A 23,565-nucleotide genomic window follows, 5' to 3' on the forward strand; every position below is an offset into this window, starting at 1 on the left:
GCGGGGAAGAACACGTCGTTGAACACGATGGCCGCGGCGGCGGCGCTGCTGCGCCTGCTCGACCGGACCTGCCCCGACTACAAGGACTGACCGCCACCCCTTCCGGCCCCGGCCGGGGACCGCGGTCAGATCAGCTGGCGGTGGACGCGCAGCGCCAGGTGCAGGGCCAGCGCCCGGGGCGTGCCGGTCGGGTCGCCGCCCAGGAGATCGAAGGCGCGCTGCAACCGCGCGTAGAGGGACTGGCGTTGCAGATGCAGTGCCGCCGCCGTGCGGGTCTTGTTGAAGCCGGTCTCGAAATACGTCTCCAGGGTGCTGAGCAGCAGGTCGCGTTCCTCGTGCCGCAGGGTGAGCAGAAGCCCGAGCTGTTCCCGTACGAGCCGCTCCGCCGGAATGCGCAGCTCGTCGTCGAGCAGCAGCCGCTCCGCACTCAGCTCGGTGGCGTCGACCACCCCGGCCCGGAACGCGCGCGTGGGACGGCGCAGGCACTCCAGCGCCGCGCCCAGCGAGACGGCCGCGTCCTCCAGGGCCGGCATCAGCGGACCGACCGCGATCGCCGTCCGGTCCGACGAGCGCCACTCGGTGAGATCGGCGACGAGCCGGGCCCGCAGGCCGGCGGCGCCGTCGCGGTCCCGCAGTGACAGGAGGGTGTGCACGGCGAGCGGGGACGGCACGTCCACCGCGGTCCGGCCGTAGCGGGACAGCAGGTCGTCCAGGCGGCGCAGTTCGGCCGACGGCCCGGTGGCGCGGGCGGCCACCCCGATGACCGGCGCGTCGGCGCTGAAACCGATCGACACGCCCAGCCGGCGGATCCGCTGGGGATGGGCGCCGTCCGCCGCGGCCAGCCGGACGAGTTCGCTCGCGGCGAACTCCCGCGGACCCGGCGGCCGGAACCGCAGCAGTGCCAGCTTCAGGGCCTCCACCGTCCGGTCCTGCGCCAGTTCCAGCGTCTCGACGTCCGCGTCGGCGTCCGGGTAGAGCACGAGGGTGGCCGCGGGGACCCCGCGGATCGTCAGACGCGTCCCCATACCGTCGAACGGGGTCGGCTCCCGCACGGGCCCGCCATCCGGGTCCTGCTCCGGGCTGCTGACGGTGATGAGCCGGTCGTTCGTGTCGAAGACGGCGGCCGCCGTCGACGTGTGCCGCACGAGCGCGTCCAGCACCTCCTGGACGCCACCGCCCTCGGCGAGCAGCTCGGACTGCTCCTGGGAGAGCGCGTCCACCGAGCGCAGCCGTGCCACGGAGTCGTTGATCAGGGCGCCGTTGATCACCTCGGCGACCTCCACGAACGGGACCACCCGCCGCAGCTCGACGACCGGGAAGTGTCGCGCGGCCGCCTCCTCGACGAGAGCCGCCGGAACCTCCCGCAGCTCGCCGCCGGTCTCGATCGCGACGCCCGTGACTCCCCGAACGGCCAGGCTCCGGACGTACGCGCGCTGCTCGTCCCCGCTCGCGCGGGCCAGCATGGTGCCGCCGGTCAGCAGCAGCTCACCGCCGCGCAGCAGCGGCGCCACCTCGAGGACCTCGCTGGAGTGGAGCCAGCGCACGGTCCGCTCCAGACCCCGTGATCCGGCCAGGACCCGCGGCTTCGCCGGGGCGAGGCTCGGGTGGGCGAGGACCCGCGACAGCGACATCAGCATGACGATTTGTTTAGCACGGCGGGACAACTGTATGACAGATCGTTTCTTGTTCCGTGTGACCGGGACCACCAGGATTGCGGGGCAAGCGGCCCGCCCCAGCGTGCGAACAGGCCGCCTCAACCTGGGGGTCAACCCATGTCAGCTTCTCCCGCACCCTCGTCCCCGCCACCGTCCACCGTCCCCGAGGTCGAGGCCGCGTTGCAGCCCGTCCCGGAGTCGGCCCGGACCAACAGCGTGTCCGGCCAGTTCTGGATCTGGTGCGGCGCCAACATCGCCCCGATCAACTGGGTCCTGGGCGCGCTCGGCATCCAGCTCGGTCTGGGCCTGTCCGACACGCTCACCGTGCTGGTCGTCGGCAATCTCATCGGCATGGCCTTCTTCGGCGTCTTCGTCCTCGTGGGCCAGCGCACCGGCGTGACCGGCATGGTCCTGGGCCGCGCCGCCTTCGGACGCCGCGGCAACTATCTGCCCGCCGCCATCCAGGCACTCCTGGCGGTCGGCTGGTGTTCGGTCAACACCTGGATCATCCTGGACCTGGTCATGGCCCTGCTGGGCAAGATCGGCCTGGTCGATCCGCACGGCGCCAACCACGCCTGGAAGATCGCCGTCGCGGCCGTGATCATGGCGGTCCAGGTGTGCATCTCGTGGATCGGCTACCGCGCGATCTCCGCCTTCGAACGCTGGACGGTACCGCCCACCATCGCGGTCCTGGTGGCCATGTCGGTGGTGGCCTGGTTCTTCCTGCACATCGACTGGTCGTACGCGGGTCCGCCCGGACACGTGCTCACCGGCGGTGCGCGCCTGGCCGCCATGACCGGAGTGATGACCGCGATCGGCATCGGCTGGGGCATCACCTGGTTCACCTACGCGGCGGACTACTCGCGCTTCGTCAGCACCGGCATGCCCCGGAGAAGGCTCTATCTGGCCAGCGCCCTGGGCCAGTTCATCCCCGTGGTGTGGCTGGGGGTGCTCGGCGCCACCCTCGCCACCAAGAACGGCTCCGTCGACCCGGGCCGCCTCATCGTGGACAACTTCGGGGCGCTCGCCATCCCCGTGCTGCTGCTCGTCCTGCACGGCCCCGTGGCGACCAACATCCTGAACATCTACACCTTCACCGTCGCCACCCAGGCCCTGGACATCCGGGTGCCGCGGCGCACGCTGAGCAGCGTGGTCGGCGTGCTGTCCATGGCCGCCGTGGTCTTCTTCATCTACCAGTCGGACTTCGCCTCCGTCCTCGACACCTGGCTGGTCGGCCTCGTGGCCTGGGTGTCCACCTGGGGCGGCATCATGCTCGTCCACTACTACCGGGTCGAGCGCGGCTCGATCCAGGTCGACCGGCTCTTCGACCCCGTGGGCACCAGGCGGCTGCCCGACGTCAACTGGGCCGGTTACACCGCGTTCTTCGTCGGCGTCCTCGCCACCTGGCTGTTCATGTACGGGGTGATCCCGGTCTTCCAGGGGCCCGTCGCCGTCGCCCTCGGCGGCGTGGACCTGTCGTGGCTGGCCGGCGGGGTCACCAGCGCGACGGTCTACGCGGTGCTCGGACCGCGTGCGGCACGCCCGGCCCGGGTCGCCACCCTCCCCTCCGCCCCGGAAAGGACCGACGATGAACTTCCCCTGGCCTGACGGCCGCCGCGCCGCCGCCGTGTTCACCTTCGACGTCGACGCCGAGTCGTGCGTCCTCGCGCACGACCCCTCGGCCTCGTCGCGGATGTCGCTGATGACCCACCAGGCCTACGGCCCGCGGGTCGGCGTGCCCAGGCTGCTGCGGCTGCTGCGGCGGCAGGACGTGAAGGCCACGTTCTTCGTCCCGGGGTTCACCGCCGACACCTATCCCGCCATGGTGCGCAGCATCGTCGACGAGGGTCACGAGGTGGCGCACCACGGCTACCTCCACGAGCCGATGCGGGGCATCGACGCGGCGCGGGAGGCCGAGTACCTCGACCGCGGCCTGGAGGCGCTGGACCGGCTCGGCGTCCGCCCGGCCGGCTACCGGGCCCCGTGGTGGGAGATGAACTGGCACACCCCCGACCTGCTCATCGAGCGCGGCTTCCAGTACGACTCCAGTCTGCTCGACGGCGACACCCCGTACCGGCTGCACGGCACCGAGTCGGCGGGCAGCCTGGTCGAGATCCCCGTCGACTGGGGCCTGGACGACTGGGAGCAGTACGCCTTCTACCCCGGCTGGACGGGCAGCGGGGTGATCGAGAGCCCGCGCAAGGTGCACGAGATGTGGCTGCTGGAGGCGCAGGCGCACCACGCCGAGAGCGGCTGCTTCGTCCTGACCAACCACCCCTTCATCTCCGGTCGCCCCTCCCGGGCGGCGGCGCTGGAGCGGCTGATCGAGGACGTGCGCGCCCTGGACGGCATGTGGATCACCACGCTGGGGGAGATCGCGGCCCACACGGCCGGGGCCGTCGAGGAGATCCGGCGCATCGAACGGATCGAGGCGCCCGGCTCGCTCGCCACGAGCCACGGGTAGCACCGGACGGGCAGCGCCCGACGCATGCGCCGAGCTCCCGCGGAACCGCCCGGGCGGACCGCCGGGAGCTCGGCGCGTGCGGTCCCCGGCGGCCGGGCGCCTGAGAGCGAGACCTGTTCCGACGAGCTCTCAGAAAGGCGCCGAACGTGGTCGGTTCGGACCGTGGTCGCCGAGTCGTCGGGTCACCTGGTCGGCGGCGGCGCGCACCGCCTCGCCGAGAACCGGCAGTCGGTCGGGGAAGACGCGGAAGCGGGGTGCCGAGGCCAGGACGGCGGCGGCCACCTCGCCGCGGTGGTCGAAGACCGGTGCGGCCGTGCCGACCTCCTGCGACGAGTTCGGGTCCGTCCGCTTGTCCGCCATGGGCGCTCCCTCGGTGCCGCACGGGTGGGGACGGCGCGGTGCCGCACCGGCCCGTGCGGCCGGTGCGGCACCGTGTGCCGTCGGGTTCCCGGTCAGACGCCCAGGATGTTGTGCTCCGGGCCGAAGGGGAACTTGGTGATGTTCTCGGCGCCGTTCTCGGTCACGACCAGGATGTCGTGCTCACGATAACCACCGGCGCCCGGCTCGCCCTCGGGCACCATGATCATCGGCTCCATGGACACCACCATGTTCGGTTCGAGCACGGTGTCGATGTCCTCGCGCAGTTCGAGCCCCGCCTCACGGCCGTAGTAGTGGGACAGCACGCCGAACGAGTGGCCGTAGCCGAAGGTGCGGTTGGGCAGCAGGCCGTGGCCGATGTAGATCTCGTTGAGCGTGTGGGCTATCTCCGCGCAGCTGATCCCCGGCTTGATCAGTTCCAGACCGCGCCGGTGCACCTCGACGTTGATCTCCCACAGTTCCAGCGACCGGGCGTCGGGCTCGCCGTAGAAGAGGGTCCGCTCCAGCGCGGTGTAGTAACCGGAGATCATCGGGAAGCAGTTGAGGCTGAGGATGTCGCCGCGGCCCACCTTGCGGGTGGTGGGCCAGTTGTGGGCGCCGTCGGTGTTGATGCCCGACTGGAACCACACCCAGGTGTCGCGGATCTCGGTGTGCGGGTAAGCACGGGCGATCTCGCGGACCATGGCATCGGTGCCCGCCAGCGCGACCTCGTACTCCGAGACGCCCTCGTGGATGGCCGCGCGGATGGCCTCGCCGCCCAGGTCGCCGACCCGCGCGCCCTCCTTGATCAGGGCGATCTCCTCGTCCGACTTGACCATCCGCTGCCGCATGGCGGCCTGCGCGATGTCGGCGAACTCCGCACCGGGGAAGGCGGCTTCGAACTTCCGCAGGGTGTCTAGCGGCAGGCTGTCGTGCTCGACGCCGATCCGGCGCGGCGTGACGGCCCGCCCCCTCAGCGTCTCCTTGACGACGTGGATGTAGTTGTCGCGGTGCCAGTCCGTGTAGACGGCGTTGTCGCCGAAGGTGCGCCGCCACGGCATGCCGGCGTCGATGTTGGCGGAGACGGTGATCTGGTCGTCCGTGGTGACGATCAGCGCGTAGGGGCGGCCGAAGGAGGTGTAGAGGAAGTCGGAGTAGTACTTGATGTTGTGGTACGAGGTGAACAGGGCGATGTCGACGCCCGTTTCGGCCATCGCCTTGCGGAGCAGCGACAGCCGGCGCTCCATCTCGGCGTCGGAGAAGGTCAGTCGCTCCTTCTCACCGTTGCGGATCAGCTTCAGGCGCTCGAGGCCGGCAGCGGACACGGGTACTCCCTTTCATCGGTGTTCGGCTTCTCTGCTTCGACTGGGAAGAAGAGCGGTCGGTGGGTGGGTGGCCCTCGGTGCTCACGAAGCGGCTCGCGTGAGGTCTCCTTCGAGGCCAGGACGGCCCAGAGCGAGACCAGCGCCGCGGCGACGAGGTACCAGGCGGGGGAGAGGCTGCTGCCGGTCCAGGAGATGAGCAGCGTGGCGACGAACGCCGCGGTGCCGCCGAAGAGGGCGTTCGCCAGGTTGAAGCTGATGGCGAAGCCGCTGTAGCGGACCGGGGTCGGGAACTGCTCGGCGAGGAAGCCCGGCAGCGTTCGCCAGACAGCCGTAGGCGGCGTAGTCGAACCACTCGGCGAAGTTGCCGATGAAGCCGGCCGCCACCACGCGGCGGCGTACCGCGGTGCTGTCGGCGGGCGAGCCGGTCATGTCGTCGGCGGAGGGGGCGAGCGGCGGGGGTGGATCGGGCGGCTGGGGCCGCACCGGGGCGCTTGGCTGGTCGTTCATGGAACGGACTCCCCAACATGGAGTTGCATATCCAGCAACGTTGTTGCACAAGGTAGGTGGAGCCCTGGGATTGCGCAAGAGAATCACGTATGGTCTTTCCAGGCGCGCATCTCTGTTGCGTCAAAAGCAACAAGCCGCCGACCTGAGGCCGGCGGCTGAGGGGATTGTCGCGCTCAGATCGCTGCGCGGATCGCCCGCTCGAAGCCCACGACATGGCTTCGTGCGAGCTCCGAGGCCTTGTCGGGGTCGCCGTCGACGATGGCCCGCAGCAGCGGTCCGTGCTCGACGACGTGCCCCGCCATGCCGGGCAGCCGGTTCACGAACAGGCACCAGATCCGGGTGGCCAGGTTGTCGTAGCGGACGAGGGTGTCCTCGAGGTACGGGTTGTGGGTCGCGGCGTAGATGGCGCGGTGCACCCGCAGGTCGAGGCGCATCAGGGCGTCCGCGCCCTGCCCGGGGGTGTCCTCGCCCTCCAGCCGCCGCAGCAGCGCGGCCAGCGCATCGCGGTCGACGGCCGCGGCGCGCTCGGCCGCGCACGCCGCCGCCATCGGCTCCAACTGCCGCCGCACCTCGGAGATGTGGGCGAGGTCGGTGATGTTGACCTCGGTGGCGAAGGTTCCGCGCCGCGGGTAGGCCACGATCAGTCGCTCGTGCTGGAGCCGCTTGAGGGCTTCGCGCACCGGAGTGCGCCCGAAGCCGACGCTCTGGGCGAGCAGGTCCTCGTTCACCGGGGCGCCGGGCGGGATCTCGAGCATGATCAGCCGGTCGCGGATGTCGCGGTACGCGCGCTCGGCGAGGGTGAGCGTCTCCTCGGCGGTCGCCGGCGAGGTCTCTGCCTGATCCATCGCGCTACCCCCCTTGACCCGTTCCGTCGCCTTGTCCTACGTTACCGCAGACAACTGATATATCAGTTTGGGAGCAGTCGCATATTAAGGTGGTGCTCACTATGGCAGCGAGTCCGTCGACGACGCAGGACAGCGGCCTTCTCTCCCTCCCCCTGGCCGCGCTGGACCCCGAGATCGCCGTCGCCGTCTCCGAGGAGCTGAGGCGCCAGCAGTCGACACTCGAGATGATCGCGTCGGAGAACTTCGCGCCGGCGGCCGTGATGGAGGCCCAGGGCTCGGTTTTGACGAACAAGTACGCCGAGGGCTACCCCGGCCGCCGCTACTACGGCGGCTGCGAGCACGTCGACGTCGTCGAGCAGCTGGCGATCGACCGGGTCAAGGCACTCTTCGGCGCGGAGGCGGCCAACGTCCAGCCGCACTCGGGCGCCCAGGCCAACGCCGCCGCGATGTCCGCCCTGCTCGACCCAGGGGACACGATCCTCGGACTCGACCTCGCGCACGGCGGCCACCTCACCCACGGCATGCGCATCAATTTCTCCGGCAAGCTCTACAACGTCGTGCCGTACCACGTCCGCGAGTCCGACCTGCGCGTCGACATGGGCGAGGTGGCCGAACTGGCCCGCGCGCACCGGCCGAAGCTGATCGTGGCCGGTTGGTCGGCCTATCCCCGACGGCTGGACTTCGCCGCCTTCCGGCGCATCGCCGACGAGGTCGGCGCGTACCTCATGGTCGACATGGCGCACTTCGCGGGACTGGTCGCGGCCGGACTGCACCCCAGCCCCGTGCCGTACGCGGACGTCGTGACGACCACCACCCACAAGACCCTCGGGGGTCCCCGAGGCGGTGTGATCCTCAGCCGGGCCGGACTCGCCAAGAAGATCAACTCAGCGGTGTTCCCCGGCCAGCAGGGCGGCCCCCTGGAGCACGTCGTCGCGGCCAAGGCGGTCGCCTTCAAGGTCGCCGCGAGCGAGGAGTTCAAGGAGCGCCAGCGGCGCACCCTGGAGGGCGCCCGGATCCTCGCCGGCCGGCTGCTCGCCGACGACGTCGCCGAGGCCGGGATCTCCGTCCTCACCGGCGGCACGGAAGTCCACCTCGTCCTGGTCGACCTGCGCGACTCCGCGCTCGACGGACAGCAGGCCGAGGACCGCCTCCACCGCGTCGGCATCACCGTCAACCGCAACGCCGTGCCCTTCGACCCCCGCCCGCCGATGGTCTCCTCCGGCCTGCGCATCGGCACCCCCGCCCTGGCCACCCGGGGCTTCGGGGCGGAGGAGTTCCGCGAGGTCGCCGACGTCATCGCCCGCGCCCTGAAGGAGGAGGACCTCACCGACGAGGGCGCCGGCCTGCTGCGCGGCCGGGTCACCGCGCTCGCCGAGAAGTTCCCGCTCTACGCCGGCCGGACCGCCCCTGACGGCCGGACCACCCCCGACGGCCGGACCGCCTCCGCTGACCGGACCGCGAACGCCGACCCGACCGGACCCGCCGAGCAGAACGGAACCGCCGGATGACCGCCACCCCGCTCCCGGAGCACCCCGACTGGCTCTGGCGCACCCCCGAACCACGCTCCTCCTACGACGTCGTCATCGTCGGCGCCGGAGGCCACGGCCTGGCCACCGCCTACTACCTCGCCAAGAACCACGGCATCACCAACGTCGCCGTCCTGGAGAAGGGCTGGCTGGCCGGCGGCAACATGGCCCGCAACACCACCATCATCCGGTCCAACTACCTGTGGGACGAGAGCGCCGCCATCTACGAGCACGCCCTGAAGCTGTGGGAGGGACTGCCCGAGGAACTGGACTACGACTTCCTGTTCAGCCAGCGCGGCGTGCTCAACCTCGCGCACACCCTCCAGGACGTCCGCGAGGGCGTGCGCCGCGTCAACGCCAACCGCCTCAACGGAGTCGACGCCGAATGGCTGGAGACGGACGAGGTCGCCAAGGTCTGTCCGATCCTCAACGTCTCGCCCACCACCCGCTACCCGGTCCTCGGCGGCACCTACCAGCCGCGCGCCGGCATCGCCAAGCACGACCACGTCGCCTGGGCGCTCGCCCGCCGCGCCGACGAGATGGGCGTCGACCTCGTCCAGGGCTGCGAGGTCACCGGCTTCGTCAAGGACGGCGACCGGGTCGTCGGCGTGGAGACCAGCCGGGGCCGCATCCTGGCCGGCCGGGTCGGTCTCGCGGGCGCCGGGCACAGCAGCGTCCTGGCCGAGCGGGCCGGGTTCCGGCTGCCGGTGCAGTCGCACCCGCTCCAGGCGCTGGTCTCCGAACTGCACGAGCCGGTGCACCCCACCGTCGTGATGTCGAACCACGTGCACGTCTACGTCTCCCAGGCGCACAAGGGCGAGCTGGTGATGGGCGCGGGAGTCGACGCGTACAACGGCTACGGCCAGCGAGGCTCGTTCCATGTGATCGAGCATCAGATGGCCGCCGCGGTCGAACTGTTCCCCGTCTTCGCCCGCGCGCACGTGCTGCGGACCTGGGGCGGCATCGTCGACGTCACCCCGGACGCCTCCCCGATCATCGGCACCACGCCGGTGGAGAACCTCTACGTCAACTGCGGCTGGGGCACCGGAGGTTTCAAGGCGACCCCGGCCGCCGGCTGGACCTTCGCCCACACCATCGCCACCGGTGAGCCGCACGCCCTGAACAAGCCCTTCGCCCTGGACCGCTTCACCACGGGCGCCCTGATCGACGAGCACGGCGCCGCGGCCGTGGCCCACTGAGAGGAGGACACCGTGCTGCTGCTGAACTGCCCCTGGTGCGGTCCGCGAGACGAGACCGAGTACCACTACGGGGGTCAGGCCCACATTCCCTTCCCCGAGACCCCCGGGGACCTCACCGACGAGCAGTGGGCCGAGTACGTCTTCTACCGGGACAACCCCAAGGGGCCCTTCGCCGAGCGGTGGGTGCACTCCACGGGCTGCCGCCGCTGGTTCAACGTCGTACGCGACACCGTCAGTTACGAAGTGATCGCCGTCTACCGGCTCGACGAGCCCCGCCCCGACCTCCCCGGGCTTCCCGGGCGGAGCGGCCTTCTCCAGTCCGCCGATCCGGCCGGGGGAAACCGATGACCGACCAGGAATTCCGTCTGCCGCACGGCGGGCGCGTCGACCGCGACACCGTGCTGCGGTTCACCGTCGACGGACGGCAATTGACCGGCCACCCCGGTGACACCGTCGCCTCCGCCCTGCTGGCCAGTGGTGTCGTCGAGGTCGGAGCGTCCCTCTACCGGGACCGCCCGCGCGGCATCGTCTCCGCCGGTGTCGAGGAGCCCAACGCCCTGCTCCAGCTCGACGGCCCGTGCTCGGAGAGCATGCTGCCCGCGACGACCGTCGAGCTGTACGACGGGCTGTCCGCCACCACCCTGTCCGGGATGGGCCGGCTCGACCCGAACCCCGACCCGGCCGTCTACGACAAGAAGTACGCGCACACCGACGTCCTGGTCGTCGGAGCGGGCCCGGCCGGACTCGCGGCGGCCGTCGCCGCCGCCGGTTCCGGCGCTCGCGTGATCCTCGTCGACGACCAGCCCGAGCCCGGCGGTTCGCTGCTGTCCGGGCGCACCGAGACGGTCGGCGAGCGGGCCGCCCTCGACTGGGTCGCCGACATGCGCGCGGCCCTCGACGCCGCGCCCGAGGCCGTCGTACTGCCCCGCACCACCGCCTTCGGTTCCTACGACGACAACTACGTCCTGGCCCTGCAACGGCGCACCGACCACCTCGGCGCCGACGCCCCCGGCGCCTCCGAGGGCGTCTCGCGCCAGCGGCTGTGGCACATCCGGGCCCGCCAGGTGGTCCTGGCCACCGGCGCCCACGAGCGGCCGCTGGTGTTCGCGGGCAACGACCGCCCCGGCGTGATGCTCGCCTCCGCCGTGCGCACCTACGTCAACCGGTACGCGGTGGCACCCGGTTCGCGCGCCGTCGTGAGCACCACCAACGACAGCGCCTACGACACGGTGGCCGACCTGCGCGCGGCCGGCGTCGAGATCGCCGCCGTCGTCGACGCGCGGCCCCTGCTGTCCCAGCGGGCGGCCGAGGTGGCCGTGGCGACCGGAGTCAGGGTGCTGACCGGCAGCGCGGTGACCGGCACCGCGGGCGAGGGCCGGATCACCGCGGTCACCGTCCAGTCCCTCGACGACGACGGCGAACTCACCGGCGAGCCGGTCTCGTTCGACTGCGACCTGCTCGCCGTCTCGGGCGGCTGGAGCCCGGTGGTGCACCTGCACAGCCAGCGCCAGGGCAGGCTGCGCTGGGACGAGGACCTGGCCGCCTTCGTCCCCGACGGCACGGTGCGCGACCAGCACATCGCGGGCGCGGCCCGCGGGGCGTACGACCTCGACGGCGCGCTCGCCGAAGGGGCCCGCGCCGGTGCGCTGGCCGCCACGGACGCCGGGTTCCCGGTGCCCGTGCCCGCCCCGCCGGCCGGCCACGCCCGCGACCGCGCCCCGGTGCGCGCGCTGTGGCTGGTGCCCGCACCCAGCAACGGCTCCGTCGGCTCCGACGGCGATCCCGGCACCTGGGACACCCACTTCGTCGACCACCAGCGCGATGTCACCGTCGCCGACGTCTGGCGGTCCACCGGCGCCGGGATGCGCAGCGTCGAGCACGTCAAGCGCTACACCTCGCTCGGCACGGCCAACGACCAGGGCAAGACCTCCGGCGTCAACGCGATCGGCGTGATCGCCGCCGCCCTCGGCGACGGCGCCTCCCCGGGCGAGATCGGCACGACCGCCTACCGGGCGCCGTACACCCCGGTGGCCTTCGCCGCCCTCGCCGGACGCGAGCGCGGCGACCTGTTCGACCCGGAGCGCATGACCGCGATCCACGGCTGGCACGTCGCGCACGGCGCGGAGTTCGAGAACGTGGGGCAGTGGAAGCGGCCCTGGTACTACCCCCAACAGGGGGAGGACATGGACGCGGCGGTGGCGCGCGAGTGCCGCGCGGCCCGCGAGGGCGTCGCCTTCATGGACGCCTCCACCCTCGGCAAGATCGAGATCCGGGGCGCGGACGCGGGCGAGTTCCTCAACCGGATCTACACCAACGCCTTCAAGAAGCTCAAGCCCGGCTCCGCCCGTTACGGCGTGATGTGCAAGCCCGACGGCATGATCTTCGACGACGGTGTGACCCTGCGCCTCGACGAGGGCCGCTACTTCATGACCACCACGACCGGCGGCGCCGCCGCCGTACTGGACTGGCTGGAGGAGTGGCTCCAGACCGAGTGGCCCGAACTCGACGTGCACTGCACCTCGGTGACCGAGCAGTGGAGCACGATCGCCGTCGTCGGACCCAAGTCCCGTGAGGTCGTCGCCCAGGTCGCCCCCGACCTCGACCTGTCCAACGAGGCGTTCCCGTTCATGACGTTCCGCGAGACCACCCTGGCCTCCGGCGTCCCCGCCCGCATCTGCCGGATCTCCTTCTCCGGAGAACTCGCCTACGAGATCAACGTCTCCGCGTGGTACGGGCTCGCCGTCTGGGAGCAGGTGCACGCGGCCGGACAGCCGTACGGCATCACCCCGTACGGCACCGAGACCATGCACGTGCTGCGTGCCGAGAAGGGCTACGTCATCGTCGGCCAGGACACCGACGGGACGGTCACCCCGCACGACGCGGGCATGTCCTGGGCGGTCTCCAAGCAGAAGGACTTCATCGGCAAGCGCTCCTACAGCCGCCCCGACACCGCCCGCACCGACCGCAAGCACCTGGTCGGCCTGCTGCCCGCCGACGGCAGCACCCGGCTGCCGGAGGGATCCCAGATCGTCGCGCCGGACGTCCCCGTCACCCCGCAGGACGGGCCGGTGCCGATGCTCGGCCACGTCACCTCCAGCTACCACAGCCAGGCCCTCGGCAGGCCGTTCGCCCTCGCGCTCGTCGCCGGCGGACGCGACCGGATCGGCGAGACCCTGCTCGCCCCGGTCGGCGACGACCTGGTGCCCGTCCTGGTGGCCGACCCCGTGCTCTACGACCCCGAAGGGACCAAGCGAGATGGCTGAGCCGACCGACGCGGGACCCGCGGCGCTGCGCCGCGGCCCCCTGACGCACCTTCAGGACCGGATGCGCGCCGCCACGGTGACGGGCGAGCGCGGTGTGTCGCTGGAGGAGTGGCCCTTCGTCACCATGGTGAGCCTGCGTGTCGACCCCGTCTCCCAGGCGGCCGGCCGCATCGGCTCGGCGCTCGGCGCTCCGCTGCCCGGCCACTGCGGCGCGACCGCGCAGGCCGGCCCGCACACGGCGGTGTGGCTCGGCCCCGACGAATGGCTCGTCGTGTCGCAGAGCGAAGGTCCGGCGCTGGTCGCCGAACTGCTGGACGCGCTCGCCGGGGACCCGGGCTCGGTCGTCGACGTGTCGGCGAACCGGACCACGCTGGAGCTGAGCGGCCCCTCGGCCCGCCAGGTCCTGGAGAAGGGCTGCGCCCTGGACCTGCACCCGCGCTCCTTCGGTCCGGGCCGGGCGGTGTCCACGCGGGTCGGACCGGTCCCGGTGGTGCTCTGGCAGACCGGCGACACGGCCTACCGGCTCTTCCCGCGGTCCTCGTTCGCCGACTACCTGGCCCGCTGGCTCATCGACGCGATGAGCGAGTTCCAGGGCGCCGAGGTGCCGTGATGGCCCTCAGCGTCTTCGACCTGTACTCGGTCGGCATCGGCCCCTCCTCCTCGCACACGGTGGGGCCGATGCGGGCGGCCCGGCGCTTCGTCCGGCTGCTGGAGCGGGACGGACTGCTGGACGACGTGGCCGGCGTCCGGGCGGAGCTGTACGGCTCGCTCGGCGCCACCGGCCGGGGACACGGCTCCGACAAGGCCGTGGTCCTCGGCCTGGAGGGCGAGGACCCGGCCACCGTCGACACGGACCGGTCCGGCGACCGGGTCGCGCGGGTCCGCTCCGACGGCACGCTGCTGCTCGGCGGCAAGCACCAGATCCGTTTCGACAGCGACAAGGACCTGGTGCTGCACCGGCGCAAGTCCCTGCCCGCCCACCCCAACGGCATGACGTTCCGTGCCCTGGCCGCCGACGGCCGGGAACTGGCCGCCCGCACCTACTACTCCGTCGGCGGCGGCTTCGTCGTCGACGAGGACGCCACCGGCGCCGACCGCATCGTCGCGGACACCACGCCCGTGCGGTTCCCCTTCCGCTCCGGCGCCGAACTGCTCGACATCTGCGCCCGCGAGAACCTGTCGATCAGCGAGGTGATGCTCGCCAACGAGCAGGCCTGGCGGCCCGAGTCGGAGGTGCGTGCCGGACTGCTCGACCTGTGGGCGGTGATGCGGGCGTGCGTGGACCGCGGCTGCCGCCGCGAGGGCGTGCTGCCCGGCGGCCTGCGCGTGCCGCGCCGCGCGCCGGGGCTCTTCCATGAGCTGAGCGCCGCCGCGGGGGACAGCTCGGACCCACTGCGGGTCATGGACTGGGTGAACCTGTTCGCCCTCGCCGTCAACGAGGAGAACGCCTCGGGCGGCCGCGTCGTGACCGCGCCCACCAACGGTGCGGCCGGGATCGTGCCCGCCGTACTGCACTACTACGCGCGCTTCGTGCCCGGCGCCGACGACGACGGTGTCGTCCGCTTCCTGCTGACCGCCGCCGCCATCGGCATCCTGTTCAAGGAGAACGCCTCCATCTCCGGCGCCGAGGTCGGCTGCCAGGGCGAGGTCGGATCGGCCTGCGCCATGGCGGCGGGGGCGCTGTGCGAAGTGCTCGGCGGCAGCCCCGCTCAGGTGGAGAACGCGGCCGAGGTCGGGATCGAGCACAATCTGGGCCTCACCTGCGACCCGGTGGGCGGTCTCGTGCAGATCCCCTGCATCGAACGCAACGCCGTCGCGAGCGTCAAGGCGATCAACGCGGCCCGGCTCGCCCTGGCCGGCGACGGCACGCACAAGGTCAGCCTGGACAAGGCGATCAAGACCATGCGGGACACCGGCCGCGACATGAAGGTCAAGTACAAGGAGACCGCCCGCGGCGGCCTCGCCGTCAACGTCATCGAGTGCTGACGCGCCGCGCGACCGCCCACCATGTCACGGCCGAGCTCGACGAGGGGCCGATCACCGCCCAGGAGGTCATCGGCGTCGACCACGCCCACACCCCCGAGGACCTCGTCGCCGTCGGCCGGGACGTGGAGTCGGCCGCACTGGTCAAGGCGGTGCGTTGGCACTGCGAGGGGCGGGTGGTGGTCCACGGCCGGCGCACCGTGGTGCTCCAGTGACCGCTCAACCGGCCTGCTGACCGGGCGGGTTGGCCGGTGACTCCGGCGGCAGCCGCCGGTGCTCGTGCACGCGGCTCGGAAGGCCTTCAGGGTTGGGGCCGTACACGGCCAGCAGGCGGGCGTACACCGGTGCCCAGTACCGGCCCGTGGCACCGGTGGGGACCTGGACGACGTCCCCTGCACGCGCCTCGACGGTGACTCCGTCGCACTCGACGTACAAGCGGCCCGCCAGGACGTAGTTGAACTCGTCGTGCGGATGCTCGTCCGTCCACGACTCGCCCCGCAGTTCCCATTCCATGAGCGCGGGAGAGGTCCGGGGGCCGTCGCCGGCCGGGACGAAGACACGCCCCATGAGGCCCGAGGGGCGCAGTTCCAGGGGCGCGAGGGGGTACTTCCGCGGTGGCATCCGAGTCTCCTGCCGTCCTCTGCTTCTGCGCCCCGCGGCGGTGCGGAAGCCGCGGGGCGCGGCGGGACCACCATGGTGGGCCCGCGCGGGCCGGCCGTCACGGCCACTGTGACGCACCCCACGCGCCGCTCGTCGACCACCGCCCTCCCACCGGGCCGCCGGGGTCCGGTGCCGGTGCCGCGTGCCACGATGGACGCGCACCGCGCGGCGGGGAGGCCCGGCGGTACGGAGAGACGGGGGTGCCGTGGAGGGGGAGGTTCCGCCGCGGGCCGGGCGAGGGGTCCGCGAGGCGCGCGAGCAGGGCGCGCGGCTGCACGAGGCGGCGCGGAGCCTGCGCACGGACCACGCCGCCGCCGTGGCCGCCGTCCGCGCGGCCTTCGAGCCCTTGCAGGCCGAACTCGTCGCCCTGGAGCTGGAGTCCATCCCCGTGGCGCGGCTCAGGGACGTCACCGAGGGACGGCTGCGCCTCGGCGCCGTGGAGGCGGCGGGCCTGCGCACGGTGCGCGCGGTGTGAACCTCAGGTCAAGCCAACCCTGGAGCACCAGGCCGTGGCGCGGGCCCACCGCATGGGCCAGATACGCGCCGTCCGGGTCCACCGGCTGCTGGCCACCGACAGCGTCGACGACCGGCTGCTGCGCATCCTGGCGCGCAAGGAACGGCTGTTCGACGCGTTCGCCCGGCGCAGCGACATGGCCGACGCCACTCCGGACGCCGTCGACGTCTCCGACGCCGGCCTCGCCCGGCGCATCGTCGAGGAGGAACAGCAGCGCCTGTCCGAGAACACGGAGGCCGGAACGGGCTGACCGGCCGGCCCGTCGCATCCGGCCGACCGGCGCGACGGTATCGATGTGCCGACGCGTCGATGTGTCGATGCTAGGCGCCCTACGCCTTGCCCACGCCGACCGTGGAGCGGTCGGCTGCGATCCGCTGGCGAACGCCCTGGCCGTACGAGCCAAGCGGGTCTCTCGCCGCCGATGCCACCGACGAGAAGCACGGGCTGCCGGGGCCCGGCCCGCCGGTCCGCCGCGAGCCGTCGCACAACGGGAGCCGCGGAGCCGCCGGACAGGCCCGTGCCGGGGCAGCGCGGGCAGGGTGGGCCGGCACGGCACCACCGCGCCGGGCCGGACACGGCACCGCCACCGGACCGCGCCGGACCGGACCCAGCCGGACCGGGGCGACGGGCAGGCCTGGCCCGGCCGGGGTCACGGCCGGGCCAGGCCCGACTTCAGGCCCGCGCCGCACAGGGGGACCACCGCCGATTTCCCGCCGAGGGCGCCCTCGCGGATCGCCGCCCAGCAGACCGCGCCCGTCGACTCGACGTACAGGCCGCGGGAGGCCAGGTCCAGCTGGGCGTGGCGGATGCGGTCCTCCGTCACGGTCAGGAAGGTGCCGCCCGAGTCCCGTACCGCGCGCAGGATCTGGCGGGCCCGGGGCGGGCGGGGGACCGCGATGCCCTCGGCGTGGGTGGGCGCCACGGGGGTCGTGCCGGTGAGTTCCTCCGCGCCCTCCGCCCAGGCGTGGGCGAGCGGGGCGACCGCGGCCGCCTGCACCGCCCACAGCGCCGGGCGCCGGTCCAGCAGACCGGCCCCGTACAGCTCGGCGATCGCCAGCGCGGCGCCCAGCAGCAGGGTGCCGTTGCCCACCGGCAGGACCAGGACCTCCGGCAGGCGCCCGCCGAGGTCCTCCCACAGCTCGTGCACGTAGGTCTTGGTGCCGTGCAGGAAGTACGGGTTGAAGACGTGCGAGGCGTAGAAGGTGTCCGGCTCGTCCGCGACGCGCTGCGCGGCCCTGCCCGCCGCCTCACGGTTGCCGTCGACCAGCTCCACGCGGGCGCCGTGCGCCTCGATCTGCTCCAGCTTCTTCGCGGACGTGCCGAGCGGGACGTACACCGTGCACGGCAGCCGCGCGCGGGCGCAGTACGCGGCGACCGCGGTGCCCGCGTTGCCGCTGCTGTCGGCGACCACCCGGCGCGGGCCGGCGCGCAGTGCCAGTTCGGCCAGCAGCACCGCGCCCCGGTCCTTGAACGACAGCGTCGGCATCAGGAAGTCCAGCTTCGCCGAGACCTCGTCGGTCAGCGGCACCAGGGGGGTGCGGCCCTCGCCGAGGGACAGCGAGGGCGTCGCCATCGGCAGCGTCTCGGCGTACCGCCACAGGGAGTTCACCCGTCCGGTGAGGGATTTCAGGGACGCCGGGGTGGGGGAGAAATCTAGGTCGAGCGGGCCGTGGCAGGTCGGGCAGCACCAGGCGAGGGAGTCGCCGGGGACGCGGACGCCGTCGGTGGGGCAGTAGCGGTCCGGCAGAGGTGTCATGCACGCAGGTTAAGGGGCGAGGTTCGCCGACGCCCCGTCATGACTCCCGCACGGCCGTCTGTCACAACTCGGCCTCGCTTCCCCGTCCGCGTCGCCTCCGCTTTTCGTCACGCGGAGGTGTGACGGCGGCCGTAGGGGGGAGAAAGCGCCTGGGCATGCCTTCGCTCCCCGCAAGTCATCACTTCGAGTGATTCTCTGGCCCCTGCTTGCAAGTACAACCCGTGGTTGCCACGCTGTTGCTGTCTGTACAACTTGATGGGAGCGGCCAGTGACTTTCGGTGAGCAGCCGGCGTACCTGCGCGTCGCGGATGATCTCCGCAAGAAGATCGTCGACGGTCTGCTGCCCCCACACACCCGGCTGCCCTCACAGGCCAGAATCCGCGAGGAGTACGGCGTCTCGGACACGGTCGCGCTCGAGGCCCGCAAGGTGCTGATGGCCGAGGGGCTGGTCGAGGGCCGCTCCGGCTCGGGGACGTATGTGCGCGAGCGGCCCGTGCCACGCCGGGTCGCCCGTTCCGGCTTCCGTCTGGCCGGCGGCGCCACGCCGTTCCGGCAGGAGCAGGCCGACGCCGAGGCGCGCGGCACCTGGGAGTCGAACAGCACCCAGACCGGGGCGAGCGGCGCGATCGCCGAGCGGCTCGGCATCAAGCCCGGTGACCGCGTGATGCGCACCAAGTACGTGTTCCGGGACGCCGGCGAGGTGATGATGCTCTCCACGTCCTGGGAGCCGCTCGCGCTCACCGGCCGCACCCCCGTCATGCTCCCCGAGGAGGGTCCGCTCGGCGGCATGGGCGTGGTCGAGCGGATGCGCGCCATCGACGTCATCGTCGACAACGTCACCGAGGAGGTCGGCGCCCGCCCGGGCCTGGCCGAGGAACTGCACGCCCTCGGTGGCGTCCCCGGCCATGTCGTGGTCGTCGTCCAGCGCACCTTCTACGCCTCCGGCCGCCCCGTGGAGACGGCGGACGTCGTGATCCCCGCCGACCGCTACCGGGTGGCGTACCACCTGCCGGTGAAGTAGGAGACACGAAGCAGGAGCCGCGAAGGAGGAGACACGGCGGGGCGGGCGCCGGCCCGGAAGCGGTGATTCCCCCGGGGGTGGTGTGCGCCCCCTGGGTGCCCGGTCCGCGCGCCCGGCTGCCGGGGCCTCCCCGCCCGGGCGCCGTATTCCGGCCGTTTCGCAGGTCCCCGACGCGGCTGCCGCATGCCCCCGAGCGGAAGTCCAGGGCCCTCGCACGGCGCGTTCGCCTCCGTGCGCCCCAGGCGGCCGATTCCGGTAGTGGCCGGTTGCCCACCTCTTTGTGAAAAGCCGTATTCGCTCCGTGAAGGTAGGGCGTAGGCTCGGGCATATGCGGAGTGCGGTTTCCTCAACGGGCGGGACGCGGCGGGGGCCGGGAGCCGGACGCACAGGGGCGGGAAGGAGCAGTGGGGCGCGATGAACGACGGCACGATCACCCTTCCCTGGCTCGTCGTCCGGCAGGACGACAACGGCAATCGGTACAGCGTGGGCAGGTACGCCACCCGCGCCGAGGCCCAGAAGATCGCGGAAAGTCTCGACGGTCCGGACACCCGGCTGTACTGGGTCGAGCGGATCGGGCAGAACGCGGGCGGCGACGGCTGACCCCTTCGCCGTACGCCGGCCCCCTCCCGTAGGCTCCGGCGCATGAGCGAACGGATCGTGGTGGTCGGTGCCGCCCTGCTCGACGGCGGCCGCCTGCTCGCCGCGCGCCGCAGCGCGCCTGCCGAGCTGGCCGGCCGCTGGGAGCTGCCCGGCGGCAAGGTCGAGCCCGGTGAGCGTCCCGAGGCCGCCCTCGTGCGCGAGTTGCGCGAGGAACTCGGCGTCGAGAGCGAGGCCGTCGAGCGCGTGCCGGGCAGCTGGCCCCTGCGACCGCCGTACGAACTCCAGGTGTGGACCGCGCGGCTGCGCCCCGGCTCCGCCGACCCCAAGCCCCTCCAGGACCACGACGACCTGCGCTGGCTCACCCCGGCCGAGATCTGGAGCGTCCCCTGGCTGGACCAGGACGTGCCCGCCGTACGGCAGACCCTCACCCACCTCGGCGCAGACCCGGCGGACGGCGCCCCGGGGGCGTGAGCGTCACCGTGCGCTCCGTCAAAATCCGTGGAGCACGGGAGACGTAGGGCGCGCTCCGGGTACGCCGTTCGTGCCACACCGCGCCGTCGCGCGCGGTACCGCCCCGCGGATACCGGGTATGTCTCCCTTAGCCCTATGAAACCGGACATGGGTGGACTTGCTGGCCTGCGAATTGATCGGCGTGCCTGGGAAGTGAACGGCGTGATCGACACCGATGGTGACACCGCCGAGTGGACCTTTCCCGCGGATCCCGGCGCGGTGCGCACGGCGCGCGCCGCCGTCCGCGGCAAGCTGCGCAGCTGGGACCTGGACGCGCTCGGTGACACCGCGGCCCTGCTGGTGAGCGAACTGGTCACCAACTCCCTGCGGTACGCCACCGGTCCCATCGGAGTTCGGCTGCTGCGCCCCGCGGACCTGCCCAAGGTGCTGCTTGTCGAGGTCTCCGACCCGCTGCCCGACCCGCCCCGCGAGCGCCCGGCCCGCCCGTACGACGAGTCCGGCCGCGGCCTGCAACTGGTCGCATCCACCTCGCGCCGCTGGGGCACCCGGCCGAACGACGCAGGCAAGACGGTCTGGTTCGAACTGGCCGTGCCGGGGTGAGTCGACGGTTGTCCGCGAGCGGGATTCGACCGGGTCCCGCCCGGTTAGAAGACTGATGGTGTTGTCGCAGGCCGGACCGGAAAGCATCGGGATGGTCCTGTGATCGTGAACACCGTGTTGCGCGGCGCCGTAGTGCTGGATACTGCGGGCAGCCGCCCCCGGTGACCGGTGCCGGACGCGGTGAGCTGGAGGGGACGGTTCGCGTGAGCGAGATACCAGCGAAGGCCACGGAGTCCGAGGACCCGTCGGACGGCGCGAGGGCGGGGTCCGCGGGCGGCGGTGCCGCCGACGGGGCGCCGTCCGCGGACGCGATGTGGCAGAGCAGCCCGCCCGGCTCGATGTACGACTACATCAAGGTGGCCTCCTTCTCCATCGGTCCCGACGGACACGTCGACCAGTGGAGCCTGCGCGCCGAGCGGCTCTTCGGCATCTCCGCCGAACGCGCCGTCGGGATGGACCCCATCGAGGCGTTCGTGGACCCCGACCTGCGCGAGCACGGCCAGCGCAAGATGGCCGAGATCCTCGACGGGCGGGAGTGGACCGGCGTGGTCCCCTTCCGGATCCCGGACGGCGAGGACGGCCGGCGCGGTGAGGAGGGACTCGCCGAGGTCTACGTGATGCCGACGACCACGGTGGAGGGCGACAGGGCCGCCGTGTGCACCGTCGTCGACGTCCGCACCCTGCGGCGTATCGAGACCGACCTCGCCGCCTCGCAGGCGATTTTCGGCCAATCCCCGTTCGGTTTCCTGCTGATCGACACCGACCTCAGGGTCCGCCGCGCCAACGAGCGGTTCGCCTCCATCTTCGGCGGCTCGCCGGACGACCACCGCGGCAAGGGCGTACACGACTACCTGCCGCGCGGCGAGGCCGAGCGGGTCACCGCCACCCTGCGCCGGGTACTGGAGAACGGCCAGTCCATCACGGACATGCACGTCTCCGGTTTCGTGCCGGGAACCGACGAGCGCCGTCACTGGTCCGTCAACCTCTATCGCGTGCACAGCGGCAGCGGCCGGCCCATCGGAATCGCCTGGCTCGGGACCGACATCACCGCCCGCCGCGACGCCGCCCGCGAGGCCGCCGCCGCGCGGCGCAACCTCGCCCTCCTCAACGAGGCCGGCGCCCGCATCGGCAACTCCCTCGACCTGGAGACCACCGCGCGCGAACTCCTCGACGTCGTGGTCCCCGGCTTCTGTGACCTGGCGACCGTCGACCTCTACCAGGGTCTGCTGGCCGGTGACGAGACCCCGCCCGGCCTCGCCGACGGCAGTGCCGAACTGCGCCGCGTCGCCTTCGCCAGCGCGGTCTCCGGCGCTCCGTTCGGCGGCACCGGCGCACCCGTCGAGCTCGGCGCCGTCCACCACTACCCCTTCAACTCGCCCCGCGCGGACGCCCTGCGCACCGCCCGCCCGACGACCGTGCCCGGCGAGGACGGCGGCCTCGTGCAGACCACGCTGGCCGTGCCGATGGTCGCCCAGGACACGGTGGTGGGACTCGCGCAGTTCGCCCGGACCAAGGGCAGCGAGCCGTTCGGTCAGCGCGACCGCGACCTCGCCGTCGAACTCGCCGCGCGCGCCGCCGTCTGCATCGACAACGCCCGCCTGTACCGGCGCGAACACGAACGCGCCCTGATACTGCAGCGGTCCCTGCTGCCGCCCGGCGACCCGGAGGCCTCCGGCCTCGACATCGCCTGCCGCTACCTGCCCGGCAGCGCCGCCACGGGCCGGCCCAGCGAGGTCGGCGGCGACTGGTTCGACGTCATCGAACTCCCCGGCCACCGCACCGCGCTGGTCGTCGGCGACGTCATGGGCCGCGGTCTGCGCGCCGCCGTCGCCATGGGCGAACTGCGCACGGCCGTACGCACGCTGGCCCTGCTCGACCTGGAACCGGCCGAGGTGCTCTCCCAGTTGGACGAGATCGCCCGCGGCCTCGGCGCGCCCGGCGGTGTCCAGCAGGCCACCCGGGCCGCCCGCCGCCCCCGCGAGGCCGACCTCTCCGAGGTGTACCTGGCGACCTGCATCTACGCCGTCTACGACGCGGTCACCCGAAGGTGCACCTTCGCCAACGCCGGCCACCTGCCCCCGGTGCTCGTCGAATCCGGCGAGTCCGCGCTGATGCTGGACGTGCCGCCCGGCATGCCGCTCGGCGTCGGCGGCGAACCCTTCGAGGAGGTGGAGGTCGAACTCCCCGAGGGCGCCCTGCTGGCGCTCTACACGGACGGCCTGGTCGAATCGCGCGACCACCCCCTGGACGAGGGCCTCCAGGCCTTCGTCGGAGCCCTCACGGCCCCCTCCCGACCGCTGGAGGACGTCTGCGACCACATCCTCAACACGCTCGGATCCCACCACGGCGAGGACGACATCGCGCTGCTGATGGCCCGCGTCCAGGGCCTGCCCGCGGAGTCCGTCGGCGACTGGGCCCTGCCGCGCGAACCCCGCAGCGTCGGCCGCGCCCGCGAGTACGCCCGCGCCCAGCTGACCGCCTGGGACCTCGAACCGCTGATCGACACCACCGAACTCCTCGTCAGCGAACTGGTCACCAACGCCCTGCGCTACGGCGAGGGCGAGATCAGGCTCCGCCTCCTGCTCGACCGTACCCTTGTCTGCGAGGTGTGGGACTCCGGCCTCGTCCAGCCGCGCCGCCGCCGCGCCCGCGACACCGACGAGGGCGGCCGCGGCCTGCAGCTCGTGGGGCTGCTCAGCGCCGCCTGGGGCTCCCGCCGCACCCCCCGCGGCAAGACGGTCTGGTTCGAACTCCCCCTGCCCGACGGGGAGAACGTCCTGACCGACCCGGCGGAGGCGCTGCTGAGCCTGTTCTGACCG

Annotated in this window: 21 protein-coding genes and 2 pseudogenes; 17 read left to right on the plus strand and 6 right to left on the minus strand. The window is 72.5% G+C overall.

What is annotated here, in order from left to right; all coding sequences use genetic code 11:
• Positions 1-125: 125 nt before the first annotated feature.
• Positions 126-1,637 (minus strand): PucR family transcriptional regulator, encoded by a 1,512-nt coding sequence (locus tag ACFY4A_RS07970; protein WP_390828553.1) that lies wholly within the window; start codon positions 1,635-1,637, stop codon positions 126-128.
• Between the two features lie 135 nt (positions 1,638-1,772).
• Between ACFY4A_RS07970 and ACFY4A_RS07975 the strand changes: the two genes are divergently transcribed.
• Both ACFY4A_RS07975 and ACFY4A_RS07980 read left to right on the plus strand, forming a co-directional pair.
• Positions 1,773-3,263: a purine-cytosine permease family protein gene (locus tag ACFY4A_RS07975; RefSeq protein WP_390828554.1), complete on the plus strand. Its 1,491-nt coding sequence runs from the start codon at positions 1,773-1,775 to the stop codon at positions 3,261-3,263.
• On the plus strand, positions 3,244-4,119 hold the full coding sequence (locus ACFY4A_RS07980; RefSeq protein ID WP_390828555.1) for a polysaccharide deacetylase: 876 nt from the start codon (positions 3,244-3,246) through the stop codon (positions 4,117-4,119). The genes ACFY4A_RS07975 and ACFY4A_RS07980 overlap by 20 nt, the downstream gene beginning before the upstream one ends.
• Before the next feature lie 129 nt (positions 4,120-4,248).
• On the opposite strand, the gene ACFY4A_RS07985 is transcribed toward ACFY4A_RS07980, so the two are convergent.
• Together ACFY4A_RS07985 and ACFY4A_RS07990 are read right to left on the minus strand one after the other, a co-directional pair.
• Positions 4,249-4,479 (minus strand): IclR family transcriptional regulator C-terminal domain-containing protein, encoded by a 231-nt coding sequence (locus ACFY4A_RS07985; RefSeq protein ID WP_390828556.1) that lies wholly within the window; start codon positions 4,477-4,479, stop codon positions 4,249-4,251.
• 92 nt (positions 4,480-4,571) lie between these two features.
• Positions 4,572-5,801 (minus strand): aminopeptidase P family protein, encoded by a 1,230-nt coding sequence (locus ACFY4A_RS07990; RefSeq protein WP_390828557.1) that lies wholly within the window; start codon positions 5,799-5,801, stop codon positions 4,572-4,574.
• A 63-nt stretch (positions 5,802-5,864) separates the two neighbouring features.
• On the opposite strand from ACFY4A_RS07990, the gene ACFY4A_RS07995 reads away from it, so the two are divergent.
• A complete protein-coding gene (locus ACFY4A_RS07995) occupies positions 5,865-6,074 on the plus strand; it encodes a hypothetical protein (RefSeq protein ID WP_390828558.1) in 210 nt (69 codons plus the stop codon).
• A gap of 407 nt (positions 6,075-6,481) precedes the next feature.
• On the opposite strand, the gene ACFY4A_RS08000 is transcribed toward ACFY4A_RS07995, so the two are convergent.
• Complete coding sequence (locus ACFY4A_RS08000) at positions 6,482-7,153, minus strand: GntR family transcriptional regulator (protein ID WP_390828559.1); 672 nt, start codon at positions 7,151-7,153, stop codon at positions 6,482-6,484.
• Between the two features lie 101 nt (positions 7,154-7,254).
• Here ACFY4A_RS08000 and glyA point away from each other — a divergent pair.
• The 7 genes and pseudogenes from glyA to ACFY4A_RS08035 form a co-directional block, all read left to right on the plus strand.
• Positions 7,255-8,550 (plus strand): annotated as a pseudogene (gene glyA / locus ACFY4A_RS08005) (serine hydroxymethyltransferase); the annotation flags it as partial.
• A 107-nt stretch (positions 8,551-8,657) separates the two neighbouring features.
• The gene (locus tag ACFY4A_RS08010) at positions 8,658-9,878 is read left to right on the plus strand and encodes a sarcosine oxidase subunit beta family protein (RefSeq protein ID WP_390828560.1); all 1,221 of its coding nucleotides are present in this window, start codon (positions 8,658-8,660) and stop codon (positions 9,876-9,878) included.
• Between the two features lie 12 nt (positions 9,879-9,890).
• On the plus strand, positions 9,891-10,226 hold the full coding sequence (locus ACFY4A_RS08015; protein ID WP_390828561.1) for a sarcosine oxidase subunit delta: 336 nt from the start codon (positions 9,891-9,893) through the stop codon (positions 10,224-10,226).
• Entirely contained in the window at positions 10,223-13,141 is a 2,919-nt protein-coding gene (locus tag ACFY4A_RS08020; RefSeq protein ID WP_390828562.1) for a sarcosine oxidase subunit alpha family protein, read from the plus strand. Before ACFY4A_RS08015 ends, ACFY4A_RS08020 begins: the two co-directional genes overlap by 4 nt.
• A complete protein-coding gene (locus ACFY4A_RS08025) occupies positions 13,134-13,751 on the plus strand; it encodes a sarcosine oxidase subunit gamma (RefSeq protein ID WP_390828563.1) in 618 nt (205 codons plus the stop codon). Before ACFY4A_RS08020 ends, ACFY4A_RS08025 begins: the two co-directional genes overlap by 8 nt.
• Complete coding sequence (locus tag ACFY4A_RS08030; RefSeq protein WP_390828564.1) at positions 13,751-15,127, plus strand: L-serine ammonia-lyase; 1,377 nt, start codon at positions 13,751-13,753, stop codon at positions 15,125-15,127. Before ACFY4A_RS08025 ends, ACFY4A_RS08030 begins: the two co-directional genes overlap by 1 nt.
• Complete coding sequence (locus ACFY4A_RS08035) at positions 15,121-15,339, plus strand: formyltransferase family protein (RefSeq protein WP_390828565.1); 219 nt, start codon at positions 15,121-15,123, stop codon at positions 15,337-15,339. Before ACFY4A_RS08030 ends, ACFY4A_RS08035 begins: the two co-directional genes overlap by 7 nt.
• Before the next feature lie 4 nt (positions 15,340-15,343).
• Here the strand turns inward: ACFY4A_RS08035 and ACFY4A_RS08040 are convergent, their stop codons facing one another.
• The gene (locus ACFY4A_RS08040; RefSeq protein ID WP_390828566.1) at positions 15,344-15,745 is read right to left on the minus strand and encodes a cupin domain-containing protein; all 402 of its coding nucleotides are present in this window, start codon (positions 15,743-15,745) and stop codon (positions 15,344-15,346) included.
• Positions 15,746-15,989: 244 nt separating this feature from the next.
• Here ACFY4A_RS08040 and ACFY4A_RS08045 point away from each other — a divergent pair, with 244 nt between their 5' ends.
• Both ACFY4A_RS08045 and ACFY4A_RS08050 read left to right on the plus strand, forming a co-directional pair.
• Complete coding sequence (locus tag ACFY4A_RS08045) at positions 15,990-16,259, plus strand: hypothetical protein (protein ID WP_390828766.1); 270 nt, start codon at positions 15,990-15,992, stop codon at positions 16,257-16,259.
• Positions 16,255-16,548, plus strand: a pseudogene (locus ACFY4A_RS08050) (ATP-dependent helicase); the annotation flags it as partial. The gene ACFY4A_RS08045 and the pseudogene ACFY4A_RS08050, both read left to right, overlap by 5 nt.
• 399 nt (positions 16,549-16,947) lie before the next feature.
• On the opposite strand, the gene ACFY4A_RS08055 reads toward ACFY4A_RS08050, so the two are convergent.
• A complete protein-coding gene (locus tag ACFY4A_RS08055; protein ID WP_390828567.1) occupies positions 16,948-18,054 on the minus strand; it encodes a threonine synthase in 1,107 nt (368 codons plus the stop codon).
• 268 nt (positions 18,055-18,322) lie between these two features.
• On the opposite strand from ACFY4A_RS08055, the gene ACFY4A_RS08060 reads away from it, so the two are divergent.
• The 5 genes from ACFY4A_RS08060 (at position 18,323) to ACFY4A_RS08080 (ending at position 23,562) form a co-directional block, all read left to right on the plus strand.
• Positions 18,323-19,075, plus strand: a complete 753-nt coding sequence (locus tag ACFY4A_RS08060; protein WP_390828568.1) for a GntR family transcriptional regulator — start codon at positions 18,323-18,325, stop codon at positions 19,073-19,075.
• A 414-nt stretch (positions 19,076-19,489) separates the two neighbouring features.
• Complete coding sequence (locus ACFY4A_RS08065; RefSeq protein ID WP_390828569.1) at positions 19,490-19,675, plus strand: SPOR domain-containing protein; 186 nt, start codon at positions 19,490-19,492, stop codon at positions 19,673-19,675.
• A gap of 42 nt (positions 19,676-19,717) precedes the next feature.
• Positions 19,718-20,146 carry a (deoxy)nucleoside triphosphate pyrophosphohydrolase gene (locus ACFY4A_RS08070; RefSeq protein ID WP_390828570.1) on the plus strand — a complete coding sequence of 143 codons (429 nt, stop codon included), beginning with the start codon at positions 19,718-19,720 and terminating at the stop codon, positions 20,144-20,146.
• A gap of 135 nt (positions 20,147-20,281) precedes the next feature.
• A complete protein-coding gene (locus ACFY4A_RS08075; protein WP_390828571.1) occupies positions 20,282-20,746 on the plus strand; it encodes an ATP-binding protein in 465 nt (154 codons plus the stop codon).
• Between the two features lie 203 nt (positions 20,747-20,949).
• The gene (locus ACFY4A_RS08080; protein WP_390828572.1) at positions 20,950-23,562 is read left to right on the plus strand and encodes a SpoIIE family protein phosphatase; all 2,613 of its coding nucleotides are present in this window, start codon (positions 20,950-20,952) and stop codon (positions 23,560-23,562) included.
• The last annotated feature ends 3 nt before the right edge of the window (positions 23,563-23,565 follow it).

Origin of the sequence: Streptomyces sp. NPDC001292 (assembly GCF_042896465.1) — a bacterium.
In the GTDB taxonomy this organism is placed as follows: domain Bacteria; phylum Actinomycetota; class Actinomycetes; order Streptomycetales; family Streptomycetaceae; genus Streptomyces.